Origin of the sequence: Leptotrichia buccalis C-1013-b (assembly GCF_000023905.1) — a bacterium.
Lineage (GTDB): Bacteria > Fusobacteriota > Fusobacteriia > Fusobacteriales > Leptotrichiaceae > Leptotrichia > Leptotrichia buccalis.
This window is the reverse complement of the sequence record NC_013192.1, coordinates 730,190-756,703: the sequence shown is the minus strand read 5'-3', so window position 1 is coordinate 756,703 and position 26,514 is coordinate 730,190. Positions and strand designations below refer to the sequence as shown.

Here is a 26,514-nt window from a genome sequence, read left to right as displayed (position 1 = left end):
CATTACTATTATTAGAATTTCATATTAAAACAAATAAAATATTTTAATATTTTTTTATTCTGTAATATATGCATTAAAAACTTCACCAATATCATATCCGTTTTCTTTTGCAACTCTAAAATAGAATTTTGATTTATCTTTATTTTTTTGATTATAATAGTAAACTCCTAAATTGTAAAAAGCTGTTGTATTTAATTTTGCTGCTGCTGCTAAATTTAGAATTCTTACCATTTTGTCAGTTTCAGGATAATAGAGGCTTAAATCAACCATTGAATAATCATCGCCACTATTTGATAATCTTTCTAATATTTTTTTGGCTTCTTTACTTTGTTTTACGCCGTCTTCTGTTTTTTCTGGATTTTTTTCCTTTTCTTCATCTTCCAAAATATAGGCAAGTTTGTAGCCAGCTGAAATTGACCCTAACAAATATGCTCTATTATAAATATCCTTAGCCTTTTTCATTTCTTTTTTAGTTTCGTATAAACGTCCCAAATAATTCATTGAGTCAATATCGTTTTTACTTGCGGCTTTTTGATAAAAATCTTCAGCTTTAGTAAAATCTTTTAGATTTTCAAAAATAAATCCTTTGTATCCTAAAATAAGAACTTCATCTGATTTTGTATCATCCAGCACTTTTAGTGCTAAATCATAGTTTTTTTCATTTTTTACAAGTCTTGAAGCCAGCTCGAATGCTGCCAGATAATACTTATTTTGTAAAAATATCTGATTATAAATTTGAACTGCTTCTTCCTCTTTATCATCCTTTTCTAGCAATTTTGCTTTTGCATAAAGTGCTGGTGAATAATTTTCTGATAAAAAGTCTTTTAAGATATCGTACGCTTTTTCATAATTAGAAACTTTTTCTAAAACTAGTGTCCCCAATTCCTTTTTTTCTTCCGTCGAAATATTTCCATCATTTAATTTTTTATTTAATTCTTCAATTTTCTTATAGAAATTCGTTAAATTTTTATTGTACTCATAAGAATAAAGTGAGTAAATCTCTCCAGCATCTCTACCTTTTTTTAAATATTCCTGAGCTTTTGTAAATTCTAATTTATTTTCATAAATATTTCCAATCATATAGTAAGCTTTTATGTTTCCCTGCTTTGCCGCACTTTCCAGCAAATCTAAAATTCGAGTTTCATCTCCATTTGTCTCCTGTAATCGAAGTGCTTCATAATATTCAGCAATTCCTTTACTTTTTTTCATATATTCATTAAAAAACGCTGTTCCATTTTCAGCTAAATAAGTGTAGGCAAGCCCGTAAACATCTTCATTTCCTGCCTTTGCTGATTCATTCAAATTTTTCATTATATATCCGTAATCTTTTTTTTCTAAAATCCCAATAAGACTTTTTTCAAGTGCATCATAACCATTGTTATTTTTTGAGCAAGATACTAAAAGTAATAATACAAATAATATATATATAGATTTTTTCATACTTTTATCACATTTCCTATCTTTTAAAAATTCTCCCCACTTTTGTCTTTTTACTCAAATATTTTTTATAATTTTATTTTACAGTAGCTCCAATTTTTACTTCATCATTTACAACTACTAATTTTGTTTTTTTCTTTTCTACTGTTGTTAAAAGCATTCCTTGTGACAGTTCACCTTTTAACTCAACTGGATTTAAATTTAGCACAGCCTGTACTTTTTTCCCAACTAATTCCTGTTCATTTGGATACCATTTTGCAATCCCAGAAATAATCTGTCTCTTCTCTTTCCCTGTATTTACAATGAATTTTAACAATTTATCCGCATTTTCAATTTTCTCTACCTTTTCAATTTGAACGACTTTTATTTCAATTTTATTAAAATCATCTATCGTAATCGGATTTTCGATTTTCAAGTTCTCGTTGTATTCTTTTTTAGGCTCTTCTTCCAGCTCAATTCTTGGGAACAACGGAACTGCCTCATTTAATTTATTTCCAACAGGATAACTTTTCCAGTCCTTTATATCACTTATATGTAATTTTGCAACATCTTTGTCAAGTCCTAATTGATTTATCATTTTTTGTGCAGTTTCAGGCATAAACGGTGAAATCAGCACTGCAATTTTATAAAGAGAATCAACTAAATTGTACATAACAGTCGATAATCTATCCTTCTGGCTCTCATCCTTTGAAAGTTTCCAAGGCTCACATTCATCAATATATTTATTCATTCTTGAAATAAATTTCCAAATGTCTTTTAGTGCTTCAGAAAATTGATAATTATTTATATGTTTATCCAAATCAGTCAACGTAATTTTCCATAATTCCTTAACTTCAATATCAAAACTTTCTTCAACTTCATTTAACACAACTTCTGAATTAAAATATTTCTTTTGCATTCCAATCGTTCTGTTTAAAAGATTTCCCAAATCGTTTGCCAAATCGGCATTTATTCTCTGAACCATTGCTTTTTTAGAATAATCGGCATCCTGCCCAAAAGTCGCCTCTCTCATCAGATAATATCTAAAAGCATCAAGACCGTATTTTTCAACTTCTTCCTCTGGATTAACAACATTTCCAAGAGATTTTGACATTTTTTCACCTTCCACAGTCCACCATCCGTGTGCTGCAATCGTGTCAGGCAATTTTATTCCAGCCGACATTAACATCGCAGGCCAGATAATCGCATGAAATCTCAAAATATCTTTTCCAACAACGTGATTCACTGTTCCATTTGTCCAGAATTTATCAAATTTCTCTGTATCAGTTGAAAATCCTGCTCCAGTTAAATAAATATTCAAAGCATCAAACCACACATAAATTATGTGTCCTTCTTCAAGTTCTAATGGTATTCCCCAGTCAAATGTAGTTCTTGAAATTGATAAATCTTGAAGTCCTTGCTTTATAAAGGCAATTACTTCATTTTTCTTTCCTTCAGGCTTTATAAAATCAGGATTTTTTTCAATATGTTCCAATAACGCATTTTCATATTTGGATAATTTAAAAAAATACGAAGTTTCTTTTACATCAATGACTTCTTTTCCCATATATTTTCCATCAACAAGCTGATTTTCAGGAACAAAAGTTTCTTCAGAAACGCTGTATTTACCAACATACTCTCCTCTGTAAATATCTCCCTTGTCATGCACTTTTTTTATTATTTCCCTTACAGTTTTCAAATGTCTTTCCTGCGTCGTTCTTAAAAAATCTGTATTTGAAATATTTAATTTCCCCCATAAAGTTGTAAAATTAAGAGACATTTTATCTACCCATTGCTGTGGTGTGAATCCATTTTTTTCAGCTGCTTCCTGAATTTTCTGTCCATGTTCATCGACTCCAGTCATAAAGCCAACTTCTTCCCCAGCTAATCTTTTGTATCTAGCTACAACATCACAGATTATAGTTGTGTAGGCTGTTCCGACGTGTGGTGCCGCGTTGGGATAATAAATTGGTGTTGTTATGTAAAATGGTTTTGACATATTTTATTTCCTCCTTCTGATTTTATAATTTATTTATACTCGTATCTCGATTTCATAAATTATTATTTATTTAAAATTTTCTTCATTAAATTCGATATTTTTTCCTTTATTATATTTTTTATTATAAATTTCAAATGCTTTGTATCCTGCATCATGTATTCTTTTTTTTACTAGTTCTGTCGATTCTTCCAAAGAAGTTTCCTTTGATAAATAAAATGGCTCTGCAACATAATGAACACATTTGGCAAACGGCATTGGTATTTCGAGTTTATCCCACATTTTTTTAAAAATCCATTTTCTACTACAATAAGAACTAACTGGAACAATTGGCATTCCTGTTCTTTGTGCTATAAAAATTGCACCTGACTTTGGCTCAAAAATGGGGCCGTTTGGACCATCTATTGCGATTCCTAGACCATATTTTTTTTTTGCATATTTCATAGCTTCTTTCAAACTTTTTATATTATCTTTGTTGGATGAACCTCTAATAAGTTCATTTCCTTCTCTTCTAAGTACTTCAGATAATATTTCTCCATCTTTTGAAGCACTTACCATAGAAGCCTTTTTTTTAACAATTCTTGTAGCATTACAAACTGTAAAAATTTTTCTATGCCAGAAAACTATGATATTTGGATTATTCATTTGGACTCCATCTGCATAAAAATATTCTTTTCGTGTCAGAAAACTGAGAAATCTATATATAAAATGCAAAATTCCACCTAAAAATTTATATTTATTCATCTTTTCTCCCATTATTTTTCCAATATTTTAAAATTTATATTTTAAAATAATTCACTATTTCTGTTATTTTATGTTCTATTACTTCATTTGTTTCATTTTTTCTATAATTACCGTCAATCCTTGTACAAAGCATAGTTGCATATCCAAATAGAAAATACCATATTTTATTTACAGCTTTTTTAGCTTCTTCTTCTTCTAATGCTGGAAAACTTTCCAATAAATTTTCCTTTGTCAAAAGTGCATTAAGAGTTTCTTCATAAAGTTTTTCAAATCTTTCTGTTGTATCCAGAAAAATCGTCCGGAAAAGTTCTTTTTCTTCACGTGCAAATATTACAAAACCAATTGCGCCACTTAATATTTTTCGTTCAGAATAATTTCCATACAAGTATTTTTTTAATTTTTCTTTGCACATATTTATGATTTCTTCCTTTAATTCATCTACTGTTTTAAAATTAAAATAAATTGGCGCTGTAGAACATTTCAGATAATTGGCTATTTTCCTGACACTTACATTTTGAAAACCTTCTTTTTTCATTAACTCATATCCAGCTTCAACCACCACTTCTTTTGTAAACTTAAGCTTAGGCATCTTTTTCTCCTTTTCAGATTTTCATCTGTTTTATCCACTAATTTTTTCATAAATACAAAATCTCCAGCCATCATAATTTTCTTTTGTTATAACTACCCATTTTTTTAAATCAATTTTTGGAAAATAAGTATCTGCATTTTTATCAGAAAAATTAACGTGGCTCATATAAATTCTTTTTACAATTTTCATTTCAAAAGCTTTTTTATAAATCTCTCCTCCACCAATAATAAAAATTTCTTCTTCAGAATTTTTATATTTATCAATAATTTTTTGCAAATTATCACAAAGTTCTAATTTTGTATTTTCATTTTCATATTTTTTTCTATCTTCTTTTATTTTTTCTTCTATTTCTAACGGATTCCTTGAAAGCACAATATTTTTTCTGTTTGGCAAAGGTTTTCCTATGCTTTTATAGGTATTTTTCCCCATTATGACTGTCTTTCCCATAGTTATCTTCTTAAAATTTTTCAAATCCTCAGGAATATGCCAAAGAAGTTGATTATTTTTTCCAATTTCATTATTTTCCCCAACGGCAACTATTAAACTAAACATCAAAGCTCCTTACTTTTTTAATTTTTAAACCGCAACTTCAAATTTAATAACCGGATGACTTTCATAATCCTCCAGCATAATATCTTCAAATGTAAGTTCATTAAACGGCTTGTCTACAATCTTAATTTTTGCAAGTTTTAATGGCTCTCTTGTCAATTGCTCCTTTAACCCTTCAATATGATTTTCATAAATATGAGCATCAATTATTGTGTGAGCAAACTCTCCGACTTCATATCCACATTCTTTTGCAATCATCATTGTAAGCAATGAATAGCAAGCCAGATTAAACGGTATTCCAAGTGCAATATCTCCGCTTCTTTGAGTCAAATGACAGTTAAGTTTATTTCCAAGCACATTAAATGCAAAAGTATAATGGCATGGCGGCAATTTACTGATTGTTGCATTTCCAGGATTCCAAGCCAAAACTATCATTCTTCTTCCGTTTTTGTGATTAGGATTTGTTTTCATCTCTTTCAAAGTATCAATAATATACTGAATCTGGTCAAATACAAGCTGTCCATTTTCTTCTCTAGTCACCCAAGGATTGTCTTCATCAGCAAAAACTTCTCCATCTAACGAAATTTCAGGTACAGGATATCTTCTCCAAAATCTTCCATAAGCCGTTTGGAGCCTTCCTTCCTCATCTGCCCAAGCATCCCATATTTTTGTTTTTTTTCTTAAATTTTTAATATGCTCTTCTCCTGACAAATACCAAAACAGCTCGTGCAGCATCGAATTAAAATACATTTTTTTCGTTGTCAAAAGCGGATAACCTTCACTCAAGTCAACTTTATACGAATAAGCAAAAGTAGAAATTGTATCAACTCCTGTCCTATTTTCTTTTTTTACTCCATTGTCAAGTACATACTTAACCATATCCAGATATTGTTTCATTTTCTCTCCTAAATTTATTTAAATTAATATTCAAAATTATTCTGCCTCAAAGCCTCAAACAGCACAATCGCCACAGCGTTGGACAAATTTAGCGAACGTCCAAGTGGAAGCATTGGAATCGTGATGTTGCTTTCCTTGTATCTATTTAATATTTCTTCAGGTATTCCACGTGATTCAGGCCCAAACATTATATAATCGTTATCATTAAATTTCACATCTGTGTACCTTTGTTTTGTTTTTGTTGTTGCAAAATAGATTTTTGCATTACCGTTTTCAATGTTTTCTCGCCAGAAGTGTTCCCAGTTTTCCCATACAAAAAGTTTTACATCTTTCCAGTAGTCCAATCCTGCACGTCTGATTTTTTTGTCATCCAGCTCAAATCCGAGAGGTTTTATTAAATGTAACTTTGTGTTTGTTAAAACACAGGTTCTTCCGATATTTCCTGTGTTTACGTGAATTTCTGGATTTAATAAAACTATGTTCATCTTATTTACCATTCTTTCTATTTCTAATTTTCAATTTTTTAAACTTTTAAATTTCCCGATTTTCTAAAAATTTTTCATACAAAATTTATTTCATTAATTTTTTATAATCTTCCAATTTTATTCTGTTGGAAGTAATTTTACTTAATTTTTTCGTAATATTGTCTCCCCTCTCAAATCCACCAAATCCTATTTTGGAATTAATATGAGTAATTGCGATGGCAAGGGCATCTGCAGCATCATCAGGCTTCGGAATTTCATCTAATTTCAGCATTAATTTTACCATTTCCTGAATTTGCTTCTTATCAGCTCTTCCATAACTTGCAATTCCCATTTTTACTTGAAGTGGAGTATAGCTATATAAATTTAGCTTGTTTTTTTGACCTGCCAAAGTTATTACTCCACGAGCCTGTCCAACTTTTATTACTGTTTTCTGATTTTTGAAGAAAAATAGATCTTCAATCGCCATATCCACTGGTTTCCAAAGTTGTATGATATTTTCTATGCCATCATAAATTTTTTCAAGCCTAACTGGCATATCTTCATCTTTATCCGTAAAAATACAACCATAATCAAGCGGCTTATATTTCCCATTTTCATAATCTACAACAGCATACCCTACGATTGCCGTACCAGGATCTATTCCCAAAATTCTCATATTTCTCCTTACGTACTTAAACTCCTTTAAAATTATAATAAAATTTATTTTACTTCATTTATTTTATCTGTGTTTTTTATTATATCACACCTACTGTCTTTTTTCCATAAGTCATATTAAATTTTTTTCTATATAGCTTTTAGCAAAATCTATATAGCTTTCTAAATCAATATCCTCATAATCTTTAAATTTTTCCACGTTTGTTTCAACTTTCTTAACTTTGTACAAATTGCTGTTAATATCTCCAAAACCAAATTTTTCATAATATTTTTCCTGCTTCTGAATAACTACTTTGTGCAAGCCTGTTTTTGAAAAATATAATCTATATTTTCTAAATTTATCTAATACATCCTTACTTTCAAAAAGTATTTTCCCATTTTCATCACAAGCATAAATATCTTCATAAACAGAAGCATACATAAAGAATATATTCGGATTTTCATCAAAAATTTCCTTAACGGAAGTCTCCACATCCTTTTTTTCCCAAAAATACATTTTTAGCACTTCGGCTATCCAAGCAGGATTTTTTGGCATAACAAGGTCATTGTAGTAATATTCATTTGTTCCCACAGTTTCATCATTTGTTTTATATAAAATTGAATTTTTATTTTTTAAAAAATTATTTATATCTTTTAAGTTAAAAATATTTTTATATTGTTCATTTATTTTTTTTCTTATTTTATTTAAAATTCTATCATTTACGTTAGTTATAAAAATATCATTTCCTGCGACTGCAACTATTTCTATATTTTCTCTGGCAAAAACTTTTTTTAAATATCTTACTATATTTATACGGTATCGATTTAAAAATTCTTTTGCAAATGTAGATTTCAAAAGGAGTTCCTTTGGTATTTCTTCTATTATTTTTTTGTCTTTTCCCCAAAAGGCTCTGCTATTTATTAGCCAGTCATACAGATAATCCTTTTTTATTGACAATTTATATACTTTACTTTGAAGCTGATTATTGTAATCACCTAATTCTATACTGCCATTAGAATAGCTAGATTTAGATTGACTTGAAACTGGGATTTCATTATTTAAGAGCAATGTTACTAATTTATCATTATTATAATTTAAATACTTTATTTTTTTTTTCAGCTTCATACCATTACTGTATTTTCCTTCTGTGATTATATTTAGAAGATTTTCCTTTTCATCCCAGTTACTTTTATTTGAAATTATCAAGTTATACATCTTTTCTGTTGCCAACACATCCTGCATACAATAGTCAATTACTTTATCCACAATTTCATCGTATATATTTTTTTTAATCACATAATTAAAGTTCGCAAAATCCTGTTCTTCAATATTATCTCCACAGTTAAACTCAAATCCCTTTACACCAAGGTTTAGATTATATTCATAAGCCAAATCGTATGAGTAAAATTCATGGTTTTCATTTTTATACTCATCTTTTGGCATATTCCTTATTAATTTTAATTCGCTGTTTAATTTTTTCCTATTTACATTTGAATTTCTGTATTTTAGAAGATTATTAATGACAATATCGTCAAATCCACGTCCTGCATATGAAATTAGTACATTTTTAGAAATTATGTCATAAAGGAGCTTCTTTTGACGGTTAAAATTATCTGAATCAATAATTAAAATTTTACTGTCATTTAATTTCTTTAACACGATACAAAAATAATTGGGAAAAACTTCAATATCAAATACATATTTATTTGATTTTTTCATATATCAATATCACCACTTTTCAGTCCCAAAATTACAAAAAATATTTATCCCTCTTTAAATAAATCCTGTTTCCCCGAATACTTACGATTTTTACAATCCCTTTAAATTCTCTTTTCTGGGTATCCCTGTTTCTCACATAAATTTTAAACTTCTGATTTTCTCTAATATGTTCCTGTCTTTTAATGTCCTTACCTATGTTTTCAAACTTTTTAAATGTATCTATAACAGTCATTCCATTTTTCAGCTTTCCATATTTTTCATTGGAAACATTTATCCCATAATAATCCAAGATATATTCTATTTCCACAAAACAGACTATCTCTCGAATTTTTTCAGCTCTTATCGCAGCATCACTTTTTGTAGCCCAGAAAGATTCATTCTCTCTCTTTTCTTCCACAAGTTCCTTCAATTTCCCAATTTCACTTTGAACTTCTTCCAGCGAAACTGCATCTTCAATACTTAATCTTCCAATTTTAGTTCTTACAAGTTTTGTCATCGTGGCAAAAACTTTTAATTTCTCTCCAATATCGTGAACTAATGAACGAATATACGTACCGCTGCTTACGTGGGCGTAAAAGGAAATTTTTATTCTTGAAGAATTTTCTTTAGGTCTATGAATTTTGATTTTATAAATATTCATTATTTCCACATCTCTTGGCATTCTTTCAATTTCGATACCTTTTCTTGCCAAATCGTAAAGTTTCTGTCCTTCAACTTTTATTGCAGAATACATTGGTGGAACTTGTTTTATTCTTCCTTTAAAACTATGTATTGTTCTTATTATTTGGGAATCACTTAGTTCGATTTCAGACTTGTATTCCTCTATAACTTTTCCTTCTGAATCATAAGTGTCAGTTTTATAGCCAAGTTCCATTTCTACGTAATATTCTTTGTCCTTTTTCATTAAATCGCCTGAAAATTTTGTAGCATCATTAATCATAACGACCATTAGACCTTCTGCCATTGGATCAAGAGTTCCTGCATGTCCAGCTTTTTTAGCCTTTATTTTTCTTTTTAGCTCATCTATTGCTTTAAATGAACTTATTCCTTTGCTCTTATTTAAAAGAATAATTCCATCTTTTGTAAAATTTCTTTCCATCCTACTTCACTTCCTTTACTCCTTATAATTTACATTATTGGTGAAATCAGTTTAAATATAGAATTTCTCAGTCTTTTTCTAAATGTAACCTTTTTTAATCTAACTTCATCAAATTTTTCGCATACTCCTAAATCCTCTATAAATTGCTTTTTCAAATCCTTGCTAATTTCTTCGTTAAAAAATACGGCGTTCACTTCATAATTTATTTCAAAGCTACGCATATCAAAATTACAAGTTCCTACAGTCGATATTTTTTCATCTACAATAATATCCTTGCTATGTAAAAATCCAGCTTTGTATCGAAAAATCTCTATTCCCGCCTCAATCAGTTCCGCAAAGTAAGTTTCCGCTATCCAGTATGGCATTTTCTTATCTGGCACACCCGTTACCATTATTTTAATTTTAACTCCTGAAAGAGCTGCCATTTTTAATTGAGAAACTAGAGCACTATCTGGCACAAAATATGGACTTTGAATTAATACTTCATTTTTTGCAGTTGCAATCATTTTAGAATACAGATACTTTAAAGTTGTCCATTCTGTATCTGGACCACTTGAAGAGACTTGCATTAAATATTTCAGTTTTTCCTGCTTGTCTATCGGCTTTTGAACTTCCAGCTCGTGAACTGCTTCCTTTTTTATATCTTCAATAAAATCATCTTTTCCGCCGCTATTTAGCCAGTCCGTAACAAAAATCGCAAGATATTGTCCGATTATTTCTCCAGTAATCCGAATATTTGTGTCTCTCCAGCTTTCAAATCTTTTTCCGCCATCAATGTACTCCTGTCCCACATTCATACCGCCAGTGTGCACTATCTGATTGTCAAATAAGGCAATTTTCCTATGATTCCGATAATTCATCTTTGACATAAAAAATTTAACATCCAGAAACCATCTTGTCTCAATTCCTGCATTTCTAAGTTCCTTCTTATATTCTTTAGGCAATTTCCAAGTCCCTACACCGTCAAATAATAATCTTATCTTCACACCTTCCCTGGCTTTTTCCACAAGCGCATTTTTAATTTTTTCTCCCAGTTCATCAGCTTTCCAGATAAAATATTCCATATAAATTGTCCTTTTAGCATTTTTTATATCTTCCAGAATTGAATCAAAGGCTTCCTTTCCATTAAAAAATAGTTTATAAGAATTGTTGTTAGTTAAAAATGTACCTTCCGCTTCATACAGCATTTTTACAATTTCGCTTTCTTGATTGTCCAGCTTAATATTTTTTATCATTGTGTTAATTTGTTGCCGAATTTTTTCCTTTTTTTCATTTTCACTCATTTTATTTTTTTCAATGTCATCCACGTTTTCTAAATTATTATAATAAAAAAAGTCTTTTGACCTGAAAATATCCGATACATCTCTTTGCATAAAATTAAAAATTCTTGAATATAATTTTTGACCCTCACCAGCCATTTTTTTAGAAATTATCTTATTTCTTCTCCAGTTTATTCCAAACAAAAGATACAAAACCGCCCCACCAAGCGGAAACGTAAAAATCGTAAAAATCCAGGCAAGCATCGCATTCGGCGATTTATCCGACAACAACACTGAAACCAGTAAAATAGCAATTAACAAGTAATGTATCCTCTCAATCGGAATTATCCATGTGGACAAAATTACAATTAGTTCATGTATCATATTTTTCCTTTCGTTATTTTTCAATTTTATTAAATTAATAACTCTCTTAAATTTAATACTATTCCTTATAATTTTATCATTTTTATCAAAGATTTTCAATCATTCTGTTTTTATTTGAATTAAAAAATTTTAGGAAATTTGTGTTATTTGACATTAATATTTCAAACGTGTCTCAAGATTGGGAAAACAACCAACTTTTTTATATATTTTTTCTGTCCTAATACTACACTTTCCTTTCAAATAAAAATAAAAAAAAGATAACTTCAAGTTTCCCCAAAGTCATCTATTTCATTTAAAAATTATTCTCCAAAATAAGCTATCGCTTCAATTTCCACCAAAACTCCTTTTGGTAATTTATCCACCGCAAAAGCCGATCTTGCTGGATACGGCTCAGTAAAATATTCTGCATAAATGCCGTTTACTGCCACAAAGTCGTTGATGTTGTCAAGCAGAACTGTTGTTTTTATTACATTTTTTGTTGTTAATCCATTGTTTTCCAAAATTGCCTTTAAATTTTCAAGAACTTGTCTTGCCTGCTCTTCTACTGTAACAGCTTCAATTTGCTGATTTTCAGGATTTATTGCGATTTGTCCTGAGATATACAAAAAGTCGCCTGCTTTTCTAAAGGCTGAATATGGTCCAACTGCTTCTGGTATTTTTTTCATTTCTTCCTCCTAATTTTTCGTATTTTTTAAATTTTACAATTTTATTCTATCATATTTTTTCAATATCAAAAAGATTTTTCTTTCACTTTGCTTACTATTCCCAAAATTATTATTCTGGCGAATATCCAAAGTTTATAATGTATCTCCAGCTTTCTCCCGGAACTTTTGCAAATCCAAAGTAAAGTGGAATTGACAAGGCTTTCACTCCAAGCCCAAATTTATAGCTTTCCTTTTCTTCAGTTCCGAAGCTGTAGGCTTTTTGAGAAATGTTTGCCCTTGAGTAAGTTGTATCTAAATATACAAGTTTTGAAACATTATATTGAGCTTTCAGGCTTCCAATAAAGATACTGTTTCCACGAATTTTATCTGCTGGCATTCCAGCAAATTCTAATGAATTGTCAGCTGTCCGTATTCCTCCCATTTTGGGCCTGTAAGTTTCCGGAATATCGCTTCCGTCTGTTGTCAAATAAGATACTCTTGGAGTAATTGTTATTTTTTCTCCAATCGGAATATTAATTTCTCCACCTGCATTTAATGAGTTAAATTTAGCCTCTTTTGAGTTTGCTAAAGTATAATTTGAGAAAAAGTAAATACCTTTTGTTGCAAAATTAAGGCTGTCTCTTGTATCATAATTTAGCTTAGCTTCATAATATGGAAAGGTTTTTCTTACATTTTCAGCATTATTCTGATGTTTTGTCACATCTGAAATCTGATAGCCTCCACCAATTGAGAATAACAGATTTTTATACATTTCAAATCCAATTCCTGCTCCAATTTTGAATTTTCTGTTTTCAAAGTTGAAATATCCGTTATTGTATTTCTGATTTTTTATAATATCACGTTTGTATTCAAATTCGCTGTAAATCAAGGCTTTTGAATCTTTTCCAAGTTCAGCGGTAGCCTTACCTCTTGCCCCGTATTCATTTGCAAACGTTCCAGTTACTGAATATCTTACATTTGTATTATTTATAATTTTACTTCCCTGAAAACCAACATTTACTGTTGCCAAGTCTTCATTATTTATATTTCCTGAAAGTGTCAGATAATCACTTGGTTTTTCCTGCACATTTATTACTAAATCATTGTCCTTCACTTCGTAATACACCGTTGTAAAATCACCGTTCTGATAAATATTATTAACAATTTTTTCCATATCCAGCCTGCTTAAAACACCAAGTTTTTTAGGCAAAAATTTATCAAAATACGCTTTTTTATATTTTTGGTTGCCTTCTATCACAATTCCTGTAATATTGTACTCATCGCTCCAAGTACGCCTAAACTCTTTCCGTTTTTCCTCCAGTTTTTCAAAAAGTTCAGGATTTGATAATTTTCTGATTTCATCTATATTTTCCCTTGCGATTTTCTCTCCCGCCTCAATAAGCTCCTTTACCTTTGAAAAATCATAAGACTCAAATTTTTCCAAATCTGGTTTCATATATAAGTCAAGCATACGAATTTGACGCTCCACTTCCTGCCTTCCAGCAATTGTTGTCGAATCTGTAATTACGTCAACCAAATTCATTTTATTCTCATCTCTTTTTGTAAATCCGTCTCCTACATTCACTCCAATTGTATAATCTGCTCCAAGCACTTTCACATCCTGCACAGGCAAATTCCGTGTAACTCCCCCGTCAATGTAAAGCCTTTTTCCATCCCGAATCGGTGCAAAAATTGATGGCAATGACAAACTTTCTCTAATTGCCGTTGCAATCGAGCCTTTATCAATCATAACACCTTCTCCAGATTCCAAATCAGTAGCAACTGCTGCAAACTTTCTCGGAAACTTTCTAAAATCCTGTATTCCAATTGCTCCATAAAAAATTTCATTTAGCCTTTGACTAGCAGTTTTTCCTCCAACGACTCCGCTAGGCAATTTCGGCATAAAGTTTTTCATTGGAATTGCCGTACTATTCCTATCTTCAATTGAATTTCTTATAGCTCCCTTGTCCTTTCTCTCGATTTTATCGCTAAAAAGTCCCATCCAATCCATGCTAATTGCAATTTCCTCAATTTCCTGCGGAGTATATCCGACGCTATACATTCCCGCAATAATGCTTCCCATACTCGTTCCAGTTGCATATTCTATGGGCACCTTCTCTTCATCCAGCACCTTTAATATCCCAATATGAGCAAGTCCTTTCGCTGTTCCTCCACTAAGTACCAGCCCAATTCTCTTATTCTCCTGAGAAGTTATCTCTTTTTTATTTTCTAATTTTTTTTCTTTATTTAAAATATCCCTATCCGATTCTATTTTAGGCTCATTTTCCAAAACTTCCTTTTTGCTGTCTTTTTTGCTTTCCTGCAAATTTTGTTCATCTTTTTTTAGCACAAAATAATTTTCATCTTTTAAATTTTCAGAAATCCCAAAACTATTTACCAAAAGAAAAATAATTAAAAACAAAAAATTTTTTCTTTTTTCAGTCATTTATGTCATCCTCCTCTTTTATTGATTTTTTATTAAATTTAATTTATAAAAATTTATCTATAATCATTAATGCAGTTCCCTTTTTTAATTTTGTATTAGATTGTTTGGTTTAATAATTACTTTTTTATTTATTTTTTTAATTTTTTAAATAATTGACTCTCTAGTCATTTTACTATAAGAAAAATTTTTTTCTCTTATAAATTCACTAAAGTTTTGAGTAAATTATAATATTTCAAATAATTTTTCCAATTTATTTACTTCATACTTTGGAACAATCCCTGTATCATTCACATTATTTCTCAAATTTACCCAGCAAGTATCAATCCCAGCATTTTGTCCGCCTTTTATATCAGCTTCTAGAGAATCACCTATCATTATAACTGTTTTTTTATCTGATATTTCAAAATAATTCATTGCATATTCAAATATTTTTTTATCAGGCTTATTCACTCCAACTTCATCTGAAATAATGATTTTATCAATATAATTTGATATTGATGAATTTTTTATCCGAGAATACTGAACTTCTTTTATTCCATTTGTTACAATTCCAATTTTGTATTTTGAATGTAGATATTTACATAATTTTTCAGTCGATTTAAATGGAAAAATTCCTTCTCCCAGCTTTTTCAAATAAACTTCACTCATTTTCTGAGAATCATATTCCAGCTTAAATTTTTTAATAATTTTCTCAAATCTTATAACTTTTAATTCTTCCTTGTTTACTATTCCCTTTTCCAAGTCCTTCCACAACTGTGAATTTATTTTTTCATATTCCCTTTTAATTTCTGTATAAAATTCTTCACTATTTTGATTTTTCAAAAATCTATTTTCCTTAAAAAATTCCATCTCTTCAAATGTACTCCTAAATGCTGAATTTTCCGCCTTTGGATAATCAAAAAGCGTATCATCCAAATCTATTAATACAAGTTTATAATTCATTTTTCTACTCCACTTTATAAATTCCGATTTTTTTGATTCATTTACGAACTTAAACTAATGATATAATTATATCATAATTTAAGAAAAAACTTAATTTTAAATATTTTTTTTATTTTTATAATAACACCATTTTTGTATTAATTAAAAGATACAACTAATTTATAATAAAATTCCTTTAAGATTATTAAATAAAATTAAAAAGAAAATTATTTTAAATAAAGTACTTGCTTATTTCAAGCTATTTCTGATATAATAGTGTTTCGTGTGAATTTAAATAAACTATTTTATAACAAAATTATTTTAAATAAAATACAAAGAATTATAATTATTATTCTAATTAAATTCAATATAATTTATAAATAATTTTAAAATTCACTTTTTAATACAAAAAATAGGAGAATATAAACACCATGAATAAAAATTTTATAAGATTAAAAAAAGATTTAAAATCTTTTGCAAAAAGAGTGAAGAATTTTAAATATACTGACAGGATATTAGTCGTATTTTTATTAACAGGTTCAATAGGAACAAAAGTTAATCTATTTTCTGCACAGGCAGACAATATAGAAAATCAAGTAAAAGCAATAAAGACATCAACTGACAAACTCAGACAAAATTTGAAGAAAACTAAAAATGAGAATAACAAATCAATAGGTCAATTAAATCTTGAGATAATCCAGTTAATGGAACAGGGAGATCACGTGATAAAACCTGTTTGGAGTTCATGGCAATTTGGAAACAGTTATCAGTATAACGACTGGAGAATTCCTTATAATGGAATGGGAGACAAAGCAAGTAAATTTAACAGAAATCTTACAAGAAGCAAGGATATTTTTGGCAGAACAGTTTCCCCTTTGAGTTCCAAGTACAGCCTAGTTTCTTCAAAAATGAAGGAAAACTCATATGGGAACGTAGAATTGCAGGACATTGAAGAACCTATAGTAGAATGGGAAATATCACCAAATGTAAATCCAAGAAGAATTGCAAGAATTGAGCCGCTAGTTCTGGCATCAAGACCTGGGATTAATTTCCAAACTCCAGAATTACCTGCATTTGAAGTGCCAGATGGAGATGTGGAAGTAACTCCACCTCCAGTAATTCCTAATACTAATATCTTTTCTACAAGATATTTTATAAAAGTTAACGAGCAAGATTATAGTAACATTAGAAATGAAAATGGTATAATTCCAAATATACTTGTAGGAACAAATGCTGGAGACACAGGTCCTATTTCTCAAACTCATGTTAAAGGAACAAGCGGAAGAGGAAAAATGGAAGTACTGCATAATAATAACAATACATTTACTATTAAAACAGACAATACAACTTTTACAGGAATAGAAGGTAATGACCATCATATAGTTTTTAACTACAACAACAATCTTAATAAGAATTTTAGATATCAAGATTATGGGGCAGTAGGAGTAAGAATGGGAGGAGGTCATAATTTTAACATTGAAAATATGGACATTATTTCTTCGGGAACAGCTCCAAATGAATTTTTACATTCTAAATATAGAAACTTACTTAACATTGTTATGATAAATGGAAGTTCAAATGGAATTACCACCGCGACTCTAAAACAAGGCTCAACAATTATTTCAGATGCTGAAAATACCTCTGCAGTTTCTCTTTCTAATTATGCTAGTGCTAGTAAACCTATAAAATTTATAAATGAAGGGCTAATAAAATCTACAAAAAGATATGGTTCTGTAGTAAACTTTGCAAATTATGGTGGAAATACAGCTATTTCAAGTTTTATAAATAATGGTGACATAATACTTGATGGCAACGATCATTCGTGTGGTTTATAACTTTATGAATTATTTGAATTATTTTATTTTTACAAATAATGGAAATATAAAACTAAATGGATCAAATAATCTTGGTATACATTTTACATCTGGAATCTCACATACTCAACATCCAATTTCTATATTTAAATTAAATAATCCAATTATTATAGAAGGTAAAAATTCTAGAGGATTTAAATTTGATAAATTATCTAGAGGAAGATTATTTGAAGCAACTATTGATGGAAATTCAGAAAAATCATTCTTTAATGTTGAATTATATGGACAATCTAATACTGGTATGCAAATTGGAAATGGAACTACTGCTCAAAGTGGATTAATAGAATTTAAAAACTTTAAATTGAAATCTATTGACGGTATAAAAAATACACTTTTAAGAATTAATAAGCAAAATGGCATTAAATTTTCAAAAGATGGTGATAACGAAGAATTAACAATAGAAGGTGGAGATGGAAATATTGGACTTAATGTTCAGGCAAGTACTGGAATGGTTAATGAAGGTGTAATTACAATTAAGGAAAGTGCAAACGGAGAGAGTAAAAATGCCACTGGAATTGTAAGTTCTGCTGGAAGTGAAGTTGAAAATAAAGGGAAAATGACTGTTTCTGGAGACAGAGTAAGGGCATTGTTTACAACAAAAAATGGAAAAATTGAAAATCATGCAAAAATTGTGTTTGATGGAAATACTACTGAAAGCACTAAAGGTTCGACTGGAATGTATGCAAATCAGGGCGGTATAATTGAATCTGATGAAACTACAAAAATTAAAGTTTCAAAACCTAAGTCAGTAGGTCTGTTTGCTGAAAATAGAGGAGATAATGCCAGCTACTTAAACACTTCAAAGATAGAGATATCTAAGGCAGAAATTACAGCAACTAATGGTGCTTTTAATATTTTTGCAAATAAAGGTGGGGAAGTAAAATTAAAAAATGATATTATATTAACCACAGGGAAAGATTCTCTTACATTCTACACAGCATACACTCCATTTAATCCTGGTGGAAAAATTATTTTTGAAAACGATGTAACGGCAAACATAAAAAATCAAGGAACAGTATTCTATTACGACTTGAATAATGCACCAGTTGGAACTTTTAACTTTTCTTCATGGTATGGAAACAACTTTGTGAATAATAGTGGAAGCAAGTTAAAATTAAATATGGAAGAAGGCTCAAGACTCCTATTCTTAGCAAATGGAAACCTAGTCCTGTCTGGAATTCCAACAAACCTGTCATCATCTGGTCCAATTGAAATTACAGGAACTGGCTATATTCCTGCAGCAATGGTAAACAGTAATTTGGAATTGGATCAGGATGTCAATCTGGACGATAGTACAGACTCTTACAATAAACTGGAAATTCTTAGTTCTTCCATTACGAATTCCAAAGTTATGACAGGAACTCAAAATAGACAGCTAGCTATTGGTCAGGAAAATAACAACAACAGACCAGCTTCCAAAGTAAAATTGATAAATAACAATAAAATCATTTTAACAGGGGAAGAATCTACAGGAATTTATGCAAAAAGAGGAGAAATCCTAAATAATGGAGATATTTCCATAGGAAAAAATTCAGTGGGACTTTATCTGACAGAAGATAACAGGGGAGCTTCAGATGCTGGAAAAGCCTATAATAATGGACTTATAACTTTGGGAGAAGGTTCAAGCGGTATGCTTTACAGAGCAGATACAACTGGAGCATATTCATCCTTGACGGGTGGACTATACAATAATAAAAAAATAATTTCCAGTTCTAAAAATACAATTGGAATGAATTTTGAAAGTCCACTTGGCTCTAAGGAAGTAGTAAATGGGACAACAGGAGAAATTGAACTGACTGGAGAAAATGCAGTTGGAATATTTGCTTTGGGTACTGGAAACTACAATATTAAAAATTTTGGGAAAATTACAGTAAGCTCTGCCGCATCAGCAAATAGCCCTACAATGGCAATTTATACAAACAACAAAAACAGCGTGATAGAAAATACTGGAAGCATAACTGGTGGAGATAAATCGCTTGGAATTTACGGATATTCTATAAATACTCAAAATACGTCTAATATTTCAATTGGAAAAGCTGGGACAGGAATTTATTCTCTAGGTGGAAACTTAAATTTAAAGGGAAAATTAACGATTGGAACAGATGAAGCAAAAGGTGTTCTTATAACTGGAGATAACCAGACAGTAAACAATGATTTATCTGTAATTAATTTAGATGATAATTCCTTTGCTTTTATCAATACTGGAAACAATAACCAGATAATCTCTAATACTCCAAATGTTTCCCTAAAAAATAAAAATATATTTTTATATTCTGAAAAATCAACAGGAAACATAATAAACAACACAAAAATTAAAACAACAGGAAATCAAAATTATGCAATTTACACAGCCGGAACTGCATCAAATAAAGCCGAACTTGATTTGAGACAAGGTACTGGAAATGTCGGAACTTACAGTATGGGAGGACAACTTGTAGATAATTTTTCAATAATAAAAGTCGGAGAATCAAAAGTAAAGGAAAAACTTTATTCAATCGGAATGGCTGCGGGATATTATGATAAAGATAATGATGTTTCTGTTTATACTGGAAAAATTGAGAATACAAATACTGGAAAAATTGAAGTGACTGGAAAGCATGGAATTGGAATGTACGCGGTTGGAAATGGTTCAGTTGCCATTAATAACGGAGAAATTCATTTATCAGGAAAAAATTCCATAGGTATGTTTTTAGATCAGGAAGCAGTTGGAATTAACAATGGATTAATTACAGCTACAGCAGAGGCAATTGGAGCTACTGGAGCAGTTGTCACAAACAGGGCAGTCTTTAAAAATTATGGAACAATTCGTATTCTTCCAAAAGCAGGAGTTGGAGTCCTAGTTAAGAGAGATGGAGTTCTGGAAGAATATTCATCCCCTTCGGCAACTGTACCACAGGAAGGAAGTTCTAATATTACAGCCGAAGTAAGAATTTTAAGACCAAAACTTCCAAAAACTGGGAAAGAAATATCTGATGGAAGTGTTGAGATCATATCTCCAGCAGGAGACCAGATACCAGAGATAAAAATCAACGGAAGAACGGTAAATCCTGTAGAGCTTGATATAGATACTAATTCGTCAGCAACAAAACTTATTACTGAAGGTAATTCCGTTACCCAAATTACAGATCCAGAAAATAACGACCAGAACACAAACAGACCTATTAGTAAAATTGGAATGTATATAGATACTTCAGGGATAAAATTCACTAATCCCATCCAAGGTTTAAACTATCTTTCAGAAGAAACAGAAGTTGATTTAATACTTGGAACAGAAGCTTCAAAATATACGAATTCTAAAGCCATAAAAATCAAGGAAAATATATTAGAGCCATATAATAATACAATTTTCTCAAATCCTCAGATTAAGAAATGGAACATTTATTCAGGTTCATTGACTTGGGTAGGAACCGTTCAAACAGATGTAGACGGCGAACAGTTAAAATCAGTTTATCTAGCAAAAATACCGTATACTTCCTTTGCTAAAAATAAAGACGTATATAATTTTTCAGATGGTCTGGAACAAAGATACAATATGAATGCTCTTGGTTCAAGGGAGAAAGAATTGTTTAACAAATTAAACAATATTGGGAAAAATGAAAAAACATTATTGGCACAAGCATTTGATGAAATGATGGGACATCAATATGCCAATATTCAACAAAGATTATACGAAACTGGAAACTTGATTGACAAGGAAATTTTCAACTTATTCAAAGAATGGGATACAAAATCTAAACAATCCAATAAAATAAAGACATTTGGAATAAGAGATGAATATAAAACTAATACTGCGGGAATCATTGACTATACAAGCAATGCCTATGGTGTGGCTTACATTCATGAAGATGAAGAAGTCAAGATGGGTAATTCAAGCGGATGGTATGCTGGAGCAATAACAAATAAATTCAAATTCAAGGATATTGGAAAATCAAAAGAAAATCAGACAATGCTTAAATTTGGATTATTCAAAACAATATCACCAAAAATAGATCATAATGGAGCATTACAATGGACAATTTCAGGAGATATATCCGCTGGAGTTAATAATATGAAACGTAAATTTCTAATAGTTGATAATATTTTTGAAGCTAAATCAACTTATCATTCTTATGGTACAGCTGTTAAAAATGAATTAAGTTATAACATAAGAATGAGCCAGAGAACGCACTTACGTCCGTATGGAGCATTAAAAATGGAATATGGAAAATTTAATGACATAAAAGAGAAAACAGGGCAAATGAGATTAGAAGTAAAAGGAAATGACTATTTTTCTGTAAAACCTGAGATCGGAATGGAATTTAAATATATTCAACCATTAAAAGTAAAAACTAATTTATCAGTAGGCTTAACAGCGTCTTACGAAAATGAAATTGGTAAACTTCAAGATAAAAATCAAGCAAGAGTAGGATATACAAGAGCTGGAAAATATAACTTGGAAAAAGAAAAAGAAGATAAACGTGGAAATGGTAAAATTAATTTAAATATAGGAGTTGAAAATACTAAATTTGGAGTTACTGTAAATACTGGATATGAAACTAAAGGTAAAAATATACAAGGTGGTATTGGGTTTAGGGCAATTTATTAATTTTAATCATAAACAAAAGCTAAAAAATTAATTTGTAAAAATAAAAACAGTGAGATTTAAAGTTTCACTGTTTTTTATTACTGTATATTTAAATATAATAATAATTTTGACTATATATTTGAGTTTCTATAATATCAGACTATAAAAAAATATTTTAAGGAGCTTGAACAGAATAGTCGCAACTTTTAAATTCGACTTTAAAAAAAGGTTCCCAAAAGATATTTTTACTTTCTTTCTTCTTCAGTCAATTCCCGTATCACTTTAGCTGGAACTCCACCAACTATACTATACTCAGGCACATCCTTTGTGACAACCGCTCCAGCTGCCACAATTGAACCTTTCCCAATAGTAACTCCAGAAGTAACCGTAACATTTGCCCCAATCCATACATTATCTTCAATAACAATCGGTGCTGCAAACAATTCCGCTCTTTTGCTTACACAAATATTATGATCCAATGTAGCAAGAACAACGTTATGACCAATTAAAACATTATCTCCTACTGTAATTCCCCCTTGATCTTGAAACTTGCATCCAGAATTTATAAACACATTTTTTCCAAAAGTAATGTTTTTTCCATAATCTGTATTAAATGGCGGAAATAATGCAAAACTCTTATCTACTGATTTTCCTGTAATTTTTGACATTAGTTCCACAATTTCCTGTGCTGAATTATATTTTGTATTAAGTTCAAGAGTAAATTTCATCACTTCTCTACTATTTTCCATCATTTTTTCAATTTCTTCTTTCCCAATTCTCACTTTCTCTTTCATAAAAATCACTATCCTTTCATAATATAATTTAAATTTCTTCCATCGTCAAATCCGCAATCGTCCCTTTCACAATCTCAACTAGCTTTTCTGTTTCAACTTCCATCTGTAACCCTCGTCTTCCAGCTGAAACCATTATTTTTTCAAATTTTTTCACTTCCTTGTCAAAGAAAGTTTTAAACAATTTTTTCATTCCAACAGGAGAACATCCTCCACGAATATATCCCGTTTCCTTCTCCAGCTCCGAAAGCGGCAATAAATCAATATTTTTCTCTCCACAAGCCTTCGCTACCTTTTTCAAGTCCAAATGTGCTTCCCCATGAATTACACAAACATACAAACTTTTACTTTTTCCTTTCAGAACAATCGTCTTAAAAACTCTTTCTGCCAATTCAGGAAATTTCTCAGCGACACCAAGCCCACCACTTTTATCTTCGCTCCATTCATAAGTGTGAATAATATATGGTATTTTCTGCTGCTCAAGTTGCCGCAATGCATTAGTTTTAGCTATTTTTTCTTTTTTATGTTTCATTTTATCGCCTACATTCTATATTTTATTTATTTCGAGTATAACAAAATAATATTTTTCAGTCAAGTTAATTGGAAAAAGCAATAAAATATGGTAAAATGTAATGAAAAATAAAAATACAGAACTATAAATAAAATCTTATGAAACTAAAAAGAAATTTAATAATAGGAAAGGTGGATAAAATATGGATTTTACTAAAGTTAAAGAAAATGAGGAAAAATCAATTTTAGAGAAAAAAGAAATTGTTGAAAAAGATTTTTGGCGACAAAAATATCATATTCAAGGAATTGTGGGGCTAATTAACGATCCAAATGGATTTTCGCAGTTTAAAGGGAAATACCATATGTTTTATCAATGGAATCCACTAGGAACTAATCATAAAAACAAAACTTGGGCTCATAGTGTAAGCAGTGATTTATTACATTGGGAAAGAATGAAAACAGCTTTGCGTCCTGATACTTGGTATTCTAAGGATGGAGTTTATTCTGGAAGTGCGATTGTGGATGATGAAAAACTTTATTTATTTTATACTGGAAATGTGAAAGATCCTGAAGGAAATAGAGAATCTTACCAATGCCTAGCAGTTTCCAACGACGGAGAAAATTTTGAGAGATGGGAGCCAAGCATTGTAAATCAGCCAGATGGATATACACGGCACATAAGAGATCCAAAAATTTGGAAAAAAGACGGGAAATTTTATGCTGTAATTGGTATTCAAAGTGAAAATTTGGAAGGAAAGGCAGTTCTTTACAGTTCAGAAAATATAAAAGACTGGAAATTTGAAGGAGAAATTGCAGGAGCAAATCACGGAAAAATTAAAGACTTTGGATTTATGTGGGAATGCCCTGACTATTTTCAGCTAAAAGATGAAAAAACTGGAGAAATCAGGGATTTATTCGTATTTTCTCCGCAAGGATTAGAGCCAGAAGGAGATTTATACAATAACAAATATCAGACAGGATATCTATTTGGAAAATTAGATTACGAAAAAACTGAATTTGAAATTTTATCAGACTTTGTGGAAATTGACAGAGGACACGACTTTTATGCGCCACAGTCAATGGAAGACGACAAAGGGCGACGAATTATTGTGGGTTGGATGGGAATTCCAGAAGAGGAAGATTTTCCAACTGTAAAAAATGAATGGATTCACTGCCTAACATTACCAAGAGAATTAAAAGTAATCGATGGAAAACTTTATCAAGTGCCAATAAAGGAAATGGAAAGTATCCGTGGAGAAAAAATTGAATTTAGTGGAAAAGTAGCTGGAGAAGTGAAAATTGGAACAGGAGCAACTTATGAATTAAAAGCTAAATTTAGTGATTTTAATTCTGATTTTGGATTAAAATTACGAACTGGTAAAAATAGTGAAACAGTTTTAAAATTTGATTACAATGACAAAAAATTTGCATTAGACAGAACAAAAGGTGAGCAACCTGATAAAAGATTAAGAAAAGTTTATCTTGGAAATATTTCAGAGCTGGAACTTACTGTTTTTGTGGATAATTCTTCTGTGGAAGTGTTTATTAATAGCGGACAGGAAGTATTTTCATCAAGAATATTCCCAGAAAAAGATGCAGATAGAATAAGTGTATTTGCTGATAAAGATGTAAATGTGAAAATAGAAAAATGGGAATGGAAGTAAAGTTTTTTTAAATAAGAGAGGAAGAAATTGGCAAAGAAAAAGAATATAAAATTAGACATAGTAAATTTACTGGATGAAATTCAAAATGGGAAATACAGTAATATCCAGTTAAATTACTATTTTTCTAAAAAAAATTATACAAAAAAAGAAAAAATGTTTATTACAAATGTAGTAAATATTGTGATAAAAAATTTGATTTATATTGATTATCTGATTGGGAAAAGTGTTAGAAATGTGAAAAAACGAAAAATAAAGCAGCTTTTGAGAATTTCGGTTGCACAACTGTTTTTTATGGAATCGGATAATGCGGGAGTTATTTTTGAGGCTGGAGAGATTGCAAAAATTTTGAATGCACATCAAGTTGGATTTGTGAATGCAGCTTTGCAGACGATTTTGAAAAATAAAGAAAAATTTAATGAGGAAATTCCAAAAGACAATAGGGAAAGTATTGTTTTGTCGTACCCGCAATGGTTTGTGAATAAGATGAAAATTGATTATCCTGATGATTATTTAGAAATGCTTAAATCTTATAAAAAAAGAAGTTATTTGTCAGTTAGATTTGATAAAAATAAAATTACGAGTGAGAAATTTGAGGAATTGCTGAAAAATATTAAGACAGATGTCTTATTTTCTGTTGGTGAAGTTTATTATTTATCAAATGCAAATATTTTTGATACGGAAATTTATAAGAATGGGAATGTTGTGATTCAGGATGCTTCATCTTATCTAGCTGTGAAAAATTTAGGCGTGAAAGATGGAGAAACTGTACTTGATGCTTGCTCTGCTCCTGGCGGAAAATCTCTTGCGATTTTACAGCTGTTTAATCCGAAAAAACTGACTTCTACTGATATTCACGAGCATAAAGTGAAATTATTGAATGAACTTAAAAATAAATATGGATACAGCAATTTTGAAGTGAAATTAAATGATGCTGCACAAATTGAAAATTTGAATACAAAATTTGATAAAATATTACTGGATATGCCTTGCAGTGGGCTTGGAGTTCTTCGTAAAAAACCTGAGAAAATATATGAACTGACTGCAAATGATATAAAAAGTTTGAAGAAACTTCAAAAAAAGATATTTGAAAGTGCATATAATTGTTTGAAAAATGGTGGAGAAATGATTTATAGCACTTGTACGTTTTCTAAAAATGAGAATACAAATAATATTCAGTATTTCTTGGAAAAATATGAGGATTTGGAAATTTTGGAAGTGGTAATTCCTGAAAATATTGAAACTGTGAGAGATGAATTTGGAGGAGTATACATTTCGTATAAAAATGAATATCTAGATGGATTTTATATTGCAAAATTAAGAAAAAAATAA

At 30.1% G+C, this 26,514-nt stretch carries 20 protein-coding genes; 4 read left to right on the top strand and 16 right to left on the bottom strand.

Translation table 11 applies throughout. From position 1 onward, the window contains the following. Nucleotides 1-54: 54 nt before the first annotated feature. From LEBU_RS03460 to LEBU_RS03395, 14 genes are all read right to left on the bottom strand, one after another. Nucleotides 55-1,440, bottom strand: coding sequence for an SEL1-like repeat protein (locus LEBU_RS03460; RefSeq protein WP_015768942.1), 1,386 nt, complete (start codon nt 1,438-1,440; stop codon nt 55-57). Between the two features lie 73 nt (nt 1,441-1,513). Next, on the bottom strand, nt 1,514-3,415 hold the full coding sequence (gene metG, locus LEBU_RS03455) for a methionine--tRNA ligase (protein ID WP_015768941.1): 1,902 nt from the start codon (nt 3,413-3,415) through the stop codon (nt 1,514-1,516). 66 nt (nt 3,416-3,481) lie between these two features. Beyond that, on the bottom strand, nt 3,482-4,156 hold the full coding sequence (locus LEBU_RS03450; RefSeq protein ID WP_015768940.1) for a lysophospholipid acyltransferase family protein: 675 nt from the start codon (nt 4,154-4,156) through the stop codon (nt 3,482-3,484). Between the two features lie 34 nt (nt 4,157-4,190). After that, nucleotides 4,191-4,745: a TetR/AcrR family transcriptional regulator gene (locus LEBU_RS03445; RefSeq protein WP_015768939.1), complete on the bottom strand. Its 555-nt coding sequence runs from the start codon at nt 4,743-4,745 to the stop codon at nt 4,191-4,193. Nucleotides 4,746-4,775: 30 nt separating this feature from the next. Further along, a complete protein-coding gene (locus LEBU_RS03440; RefSeq protein ID WP_015768938.1) occupies nt 4,776-5,297 on the bottom strand; it encodes a dihydrofolate reductase in 522 nt (173 codons plus the stop codon). A 24-nt stretch (nt 5,298-5,321) separates the two neighbouring features. Further along, a complete protein-coding gene (gene thyA, locus LEBU_RS03435; RefSeq protein ID WP_015768937.1) occupies nt 5,322-6,191 on the bottom strand; it encodes a thymidylate synthase in 870 nt (289 codons plus the stop codon). Between the two features lie 23 nt (nt 6,192-6,214). Then, a complete protein-coding gene (locus LEBU_RS03430; RefSeq protein WP_041760802.1) occupies nt 6,215-6,676 on the bottom strand; it encodes a tRNA (cytidine(34)-2'-O)-methyltransferase in 462 nt (153 codons plus the stop codon). Nucleotides 6,677-6,761: 85 nt separating this feature from the next. Then, nucleotides 6,762-7,331 carry a crossover junction endodeoxyribonuclease RuvC gene (ruvC, locus tag LEBU_RS03425; RefSeq protein WP_015768935.1) on the bottom strand — a complete coding sequence of 190 codons (570 nt, stop codon included), beginning with the start codon at nt 7,329-7,331 and terminating at the stop codon, nt 6,762-6,764. 111 nt (nt 7,332-7,442) lie between these two features. After that, complete coding sequence (locus tag LEBU_RS03420; protein WP_015768934.1) at nt 7,443-9,029, bottom strand: hypothetical protein; 1,587 nt, start codon at nt 9,027-9,029, stop codon at nt 7,443-7,445. 31 nt (nt 9,030-9,060) lie between these two features. Then, nucleotides 9,061-10,128 (bottom strand): tRNA pseudouridine(55) synthase TruB, encoded by a 1,068-nt coding sequence (gene truB / locus LEBU_RS03415; RefSeq protein ID WP_015768933.1) that lies wholly within the window; start codon nt 10,126-10,128, stop codon nt 9,061-9,063. Nucleotides 10,129-10,157: 29 nt separating this feature from the next. Next, nucleotides 10,158-11,771 (bottom strand): cardiolipin synthase, encoded by a 1,614-nt coding sequence (gene cls / locus LEBU_RS03410; RefSeq protein ID WP_015768932.1) that lies wholly within the window; start codon nt 11,769-11,771, stop codon nt 10,158-10,160. A gap of 299 nt (nt 11,772-12,070) precedes the next feature. Next, nucleotides 12,071-12,436 carry a Rid family detoxifying hydrolase gene (locus tag LEBU_RS03405; protein WP_015768931.1) on the bottom strand — a complete coding sequence of 122 codons (366 nt, stop codon included), beginning with the start codon at nt 12,434-12,436 and terminating at the stop codon, nt 12,071-12,073. Between the two features lie 109 nt (nt 12,437-12,545). Next, nucleotides 12,546-14,861, bottom strand: a complete 2,316-nt coding sequence (locus tag LEBU_RS03400) for a patatin-like phospholipase family protein (RefSeq protein WP_015768930.1) — start codon at nt 14,859-14,861, stop codon at nt 12,546-12,548. Between the two features lie 222 nt (nt 14,862-15,083). After that, nucleotides 15,084-15,803: a YjjG family noncanonical pyrimidine nucleotidase gene (locus tag LEBU_RS03395; RefSeq protein WP_015768929.1), complete on the bottom strand. Its 720-nt coding sequence runs from the start codon at nt 15,801-15,803 to the stop codon at nt 15,084-15,086. Nucleotides 15,804-16,213: 410 nt separating this feature from the next. On the opposite strand from LEBU_RS03395, the gene LEBU_RS12130 reads away from it, so the two are divergent. Beyond that, nucleotides 16,214-17,617 (top strand): autotransporter-associated N-terminal domain-containing protein, encoded by a 1,404-nt coding sequence (locus LEBU_RS12130; RefSeq protein WP_015768928.1) that lies wholly within the window; start codon nt 16,214-16,216, stop codon nt 17,615-17,617. Further along, nucleotides 17,589-22,241 (top strand): autotransporter outer membrane beta-barrel domain-containing protein, encoded by a 4,653-nt coding sequence (locus LEBU_RS03385; RefSeq protein WP_015768927.1) that lies wholly within the window; start codon nt 17,589-17,591, stop codon nt 22,239-22,241. Before LEBU_RS12130 ends, LEBU_RS03385 begins: the two co-directional genes overlap by 29 nt. Nucleotides 22,242-22,465: 224 nt before the next feature. On the opposite strand, the gene LEBU_RS03380 is transcribed toward LEBU_RS03385, so the two are convergent. Next, nucleotides 22,466-23,014 (bottom strand): sugar O-acetyltransferase, encoded by a 549-nt coding sequence (locus tag LEBU_RS03380; protein WP_015768926.1) that lies wholly within the window; start codon nt 23,012-23,014, stop codon nt 22,466-22,468. Nucleotides 23,015-23,042: 28 nt separating this feature from the next. Beyond that, a complete protein-coding gene (ybaK, locus tag LEBU_RS03375; RefSeq protein ID WP_015768925.1) occupies nt 23,043-23,543 on the bottom strand; it encodes a Cys-tRNA(Pro) deacylase in 501 nt (166 codons plus the stop codon). Between the two features lie 181 nt (nt 23,544-23,724). Here ybaK and LEBU_RS03370 point away from each other — a divergent pair, with 181 nt between their 5' ends. Beyond that, entirely contained in the window at nt 23,725-25,185 is a 1,461-nt protein-coding gene (locus LEBU_RS03370; RefSeq protein WP_015768924.1) for a glycoside hydrolase family 32 protein, read from the top strand. Between the two features lie 27 nt (nt 25,186-25,212). Further along, complete coding sequence (rsmB, locus tag LEBU_RS03365) at nt 25,213-26,514, top strand: 16S rRNA (cytosine(967)-C(5))-methyltransferase RsmB (protein ID WP_015768923.1); 1,302 nt, start codon at nt 25,213-25,215, stop codon at nt 26,512-26,514.

Coding starts and splice junctions, on each gene's coding strand:
- LEBU_RS03460 (WP_015768942.1), bottom strand. CDS start 1,440: ATGAAAAAATCTATATATATATTATTTGTATTATTACTTTTAGTATCT.
- metG (WP_015768941.1), bottom strand. CDS start 3,415: ATGTCAAAACCATTTTACATAACAACACCAATTTATTATCCCAACGCG.
- LEBU_RS03450 (WP_015768940.1), bottom strand. CDS start 4,156: ATGAATAAATATAAATTTTTAGGTGGAATTTTGCATTTTATATATAGA.
- LEBU_RS03445 (WP_015768939.1), bottom strand. CDS start 4,745: ATGCCTAAGCTTAAGTTTACAAAAGAAGTGGTGGTTGAAGCTGGATAT.
- LEBU_RS03440 (WP_015768938.1), bottom strand. CDS start 5,297: ATGTTTAGTTTAATAGTTGCCGTTGGGGAAAATAATGAAATTGGAAAA.
- thyA (WP_015768937.1), bottom strand. CDS start 6,191: ATGAAACAATATCTGGATATGGTTAAGTATGTACTTGACAATGGAGTA.
- LEBU_RS03430 (WP_041760802.1), bottom strand. CDS start 6,676: ATGAACATAGTTTTATTAAATCCAGAAATTCACGTAAACACAGGAAAT.
- ruvC (WP_015768935.1), bottom strand. CDS start 7,331: ATGAGAATTTTGGGAATAGATCCTGGTACGGCAATCGTAGGGTATGCT.
- LEBU_RS03420 (WP_015768934.1), bottom strand. CDS start 9,029: ATGAAAAAATCAAATAAATATGTATTTGATATTGAAGTTTTTCCCAAT.
- truB (WP_015768933.1), bottom strand. CDS start 10,128: ATGGAAAGAAATTTTACAAAAGATGGAATTATTCTTTTAAATAAGAGC.
- cls (WP_015768932.1), bottom strand. CDS start 11,771: ATGATACATGAACTAATTGTAATTTTGTCCACATGGATAATTCCGATT.
- LEBU_RS03405 (WP_015768931.1), bottom strand. CDS start 12,436: ATGAAAAAAATACCAGAAGCAGTTGGACCATATTCAGCCTTTAGAAAA.
- LEBU_RS03400 (WP_015768930.1), bottom strand. CDS start 14,861: ATGACTGAAAAAAGAAAAAATTTTTTGTTTTTAATTATTTTTCTTTTG.
- LEBU_RS03395 (WP_015768929.1), bottom strand. CDS start 15,803: ATGAATTATAAACTTGTATTAATAGATTTGGATGATACGCTTTTTGAT.
- LEBU_RS12130 (WP_015768928.1), top strand. CDS start 16,214: ATGAATAAAAATTTTATAAGATTAAAAAAAGATTTAAAATCTTTTGCA.
- LEBU_RS03385 (WP_015768927.1), top strand. CDS start 17,589: ATGGCAACGATCATTCGTGTGGTTTATAACTTTATGAATTATTTGAAT.
- LEBU_RS03380 (WP_015768926.1), bottom strand. CDS start 23,014: ATGAAAGAGAAAGTGAGAATTGGGAAAGAAGAAATTGAAAAAATGATG.
- ybaK (WP_015768925.1), bottom strand. CDS start 23,543: ATGAAACATAAAAAAGAAAAAATAGCTAAAACTAATGCATTGCGGCAA.
- LEBU_RS03370 (WP_015768924.1), top strand. CDS start 23,725: ATGGATTTTACTAAAGTTAAAGAAAATGAGGAAAAATCAATTTTAGAG.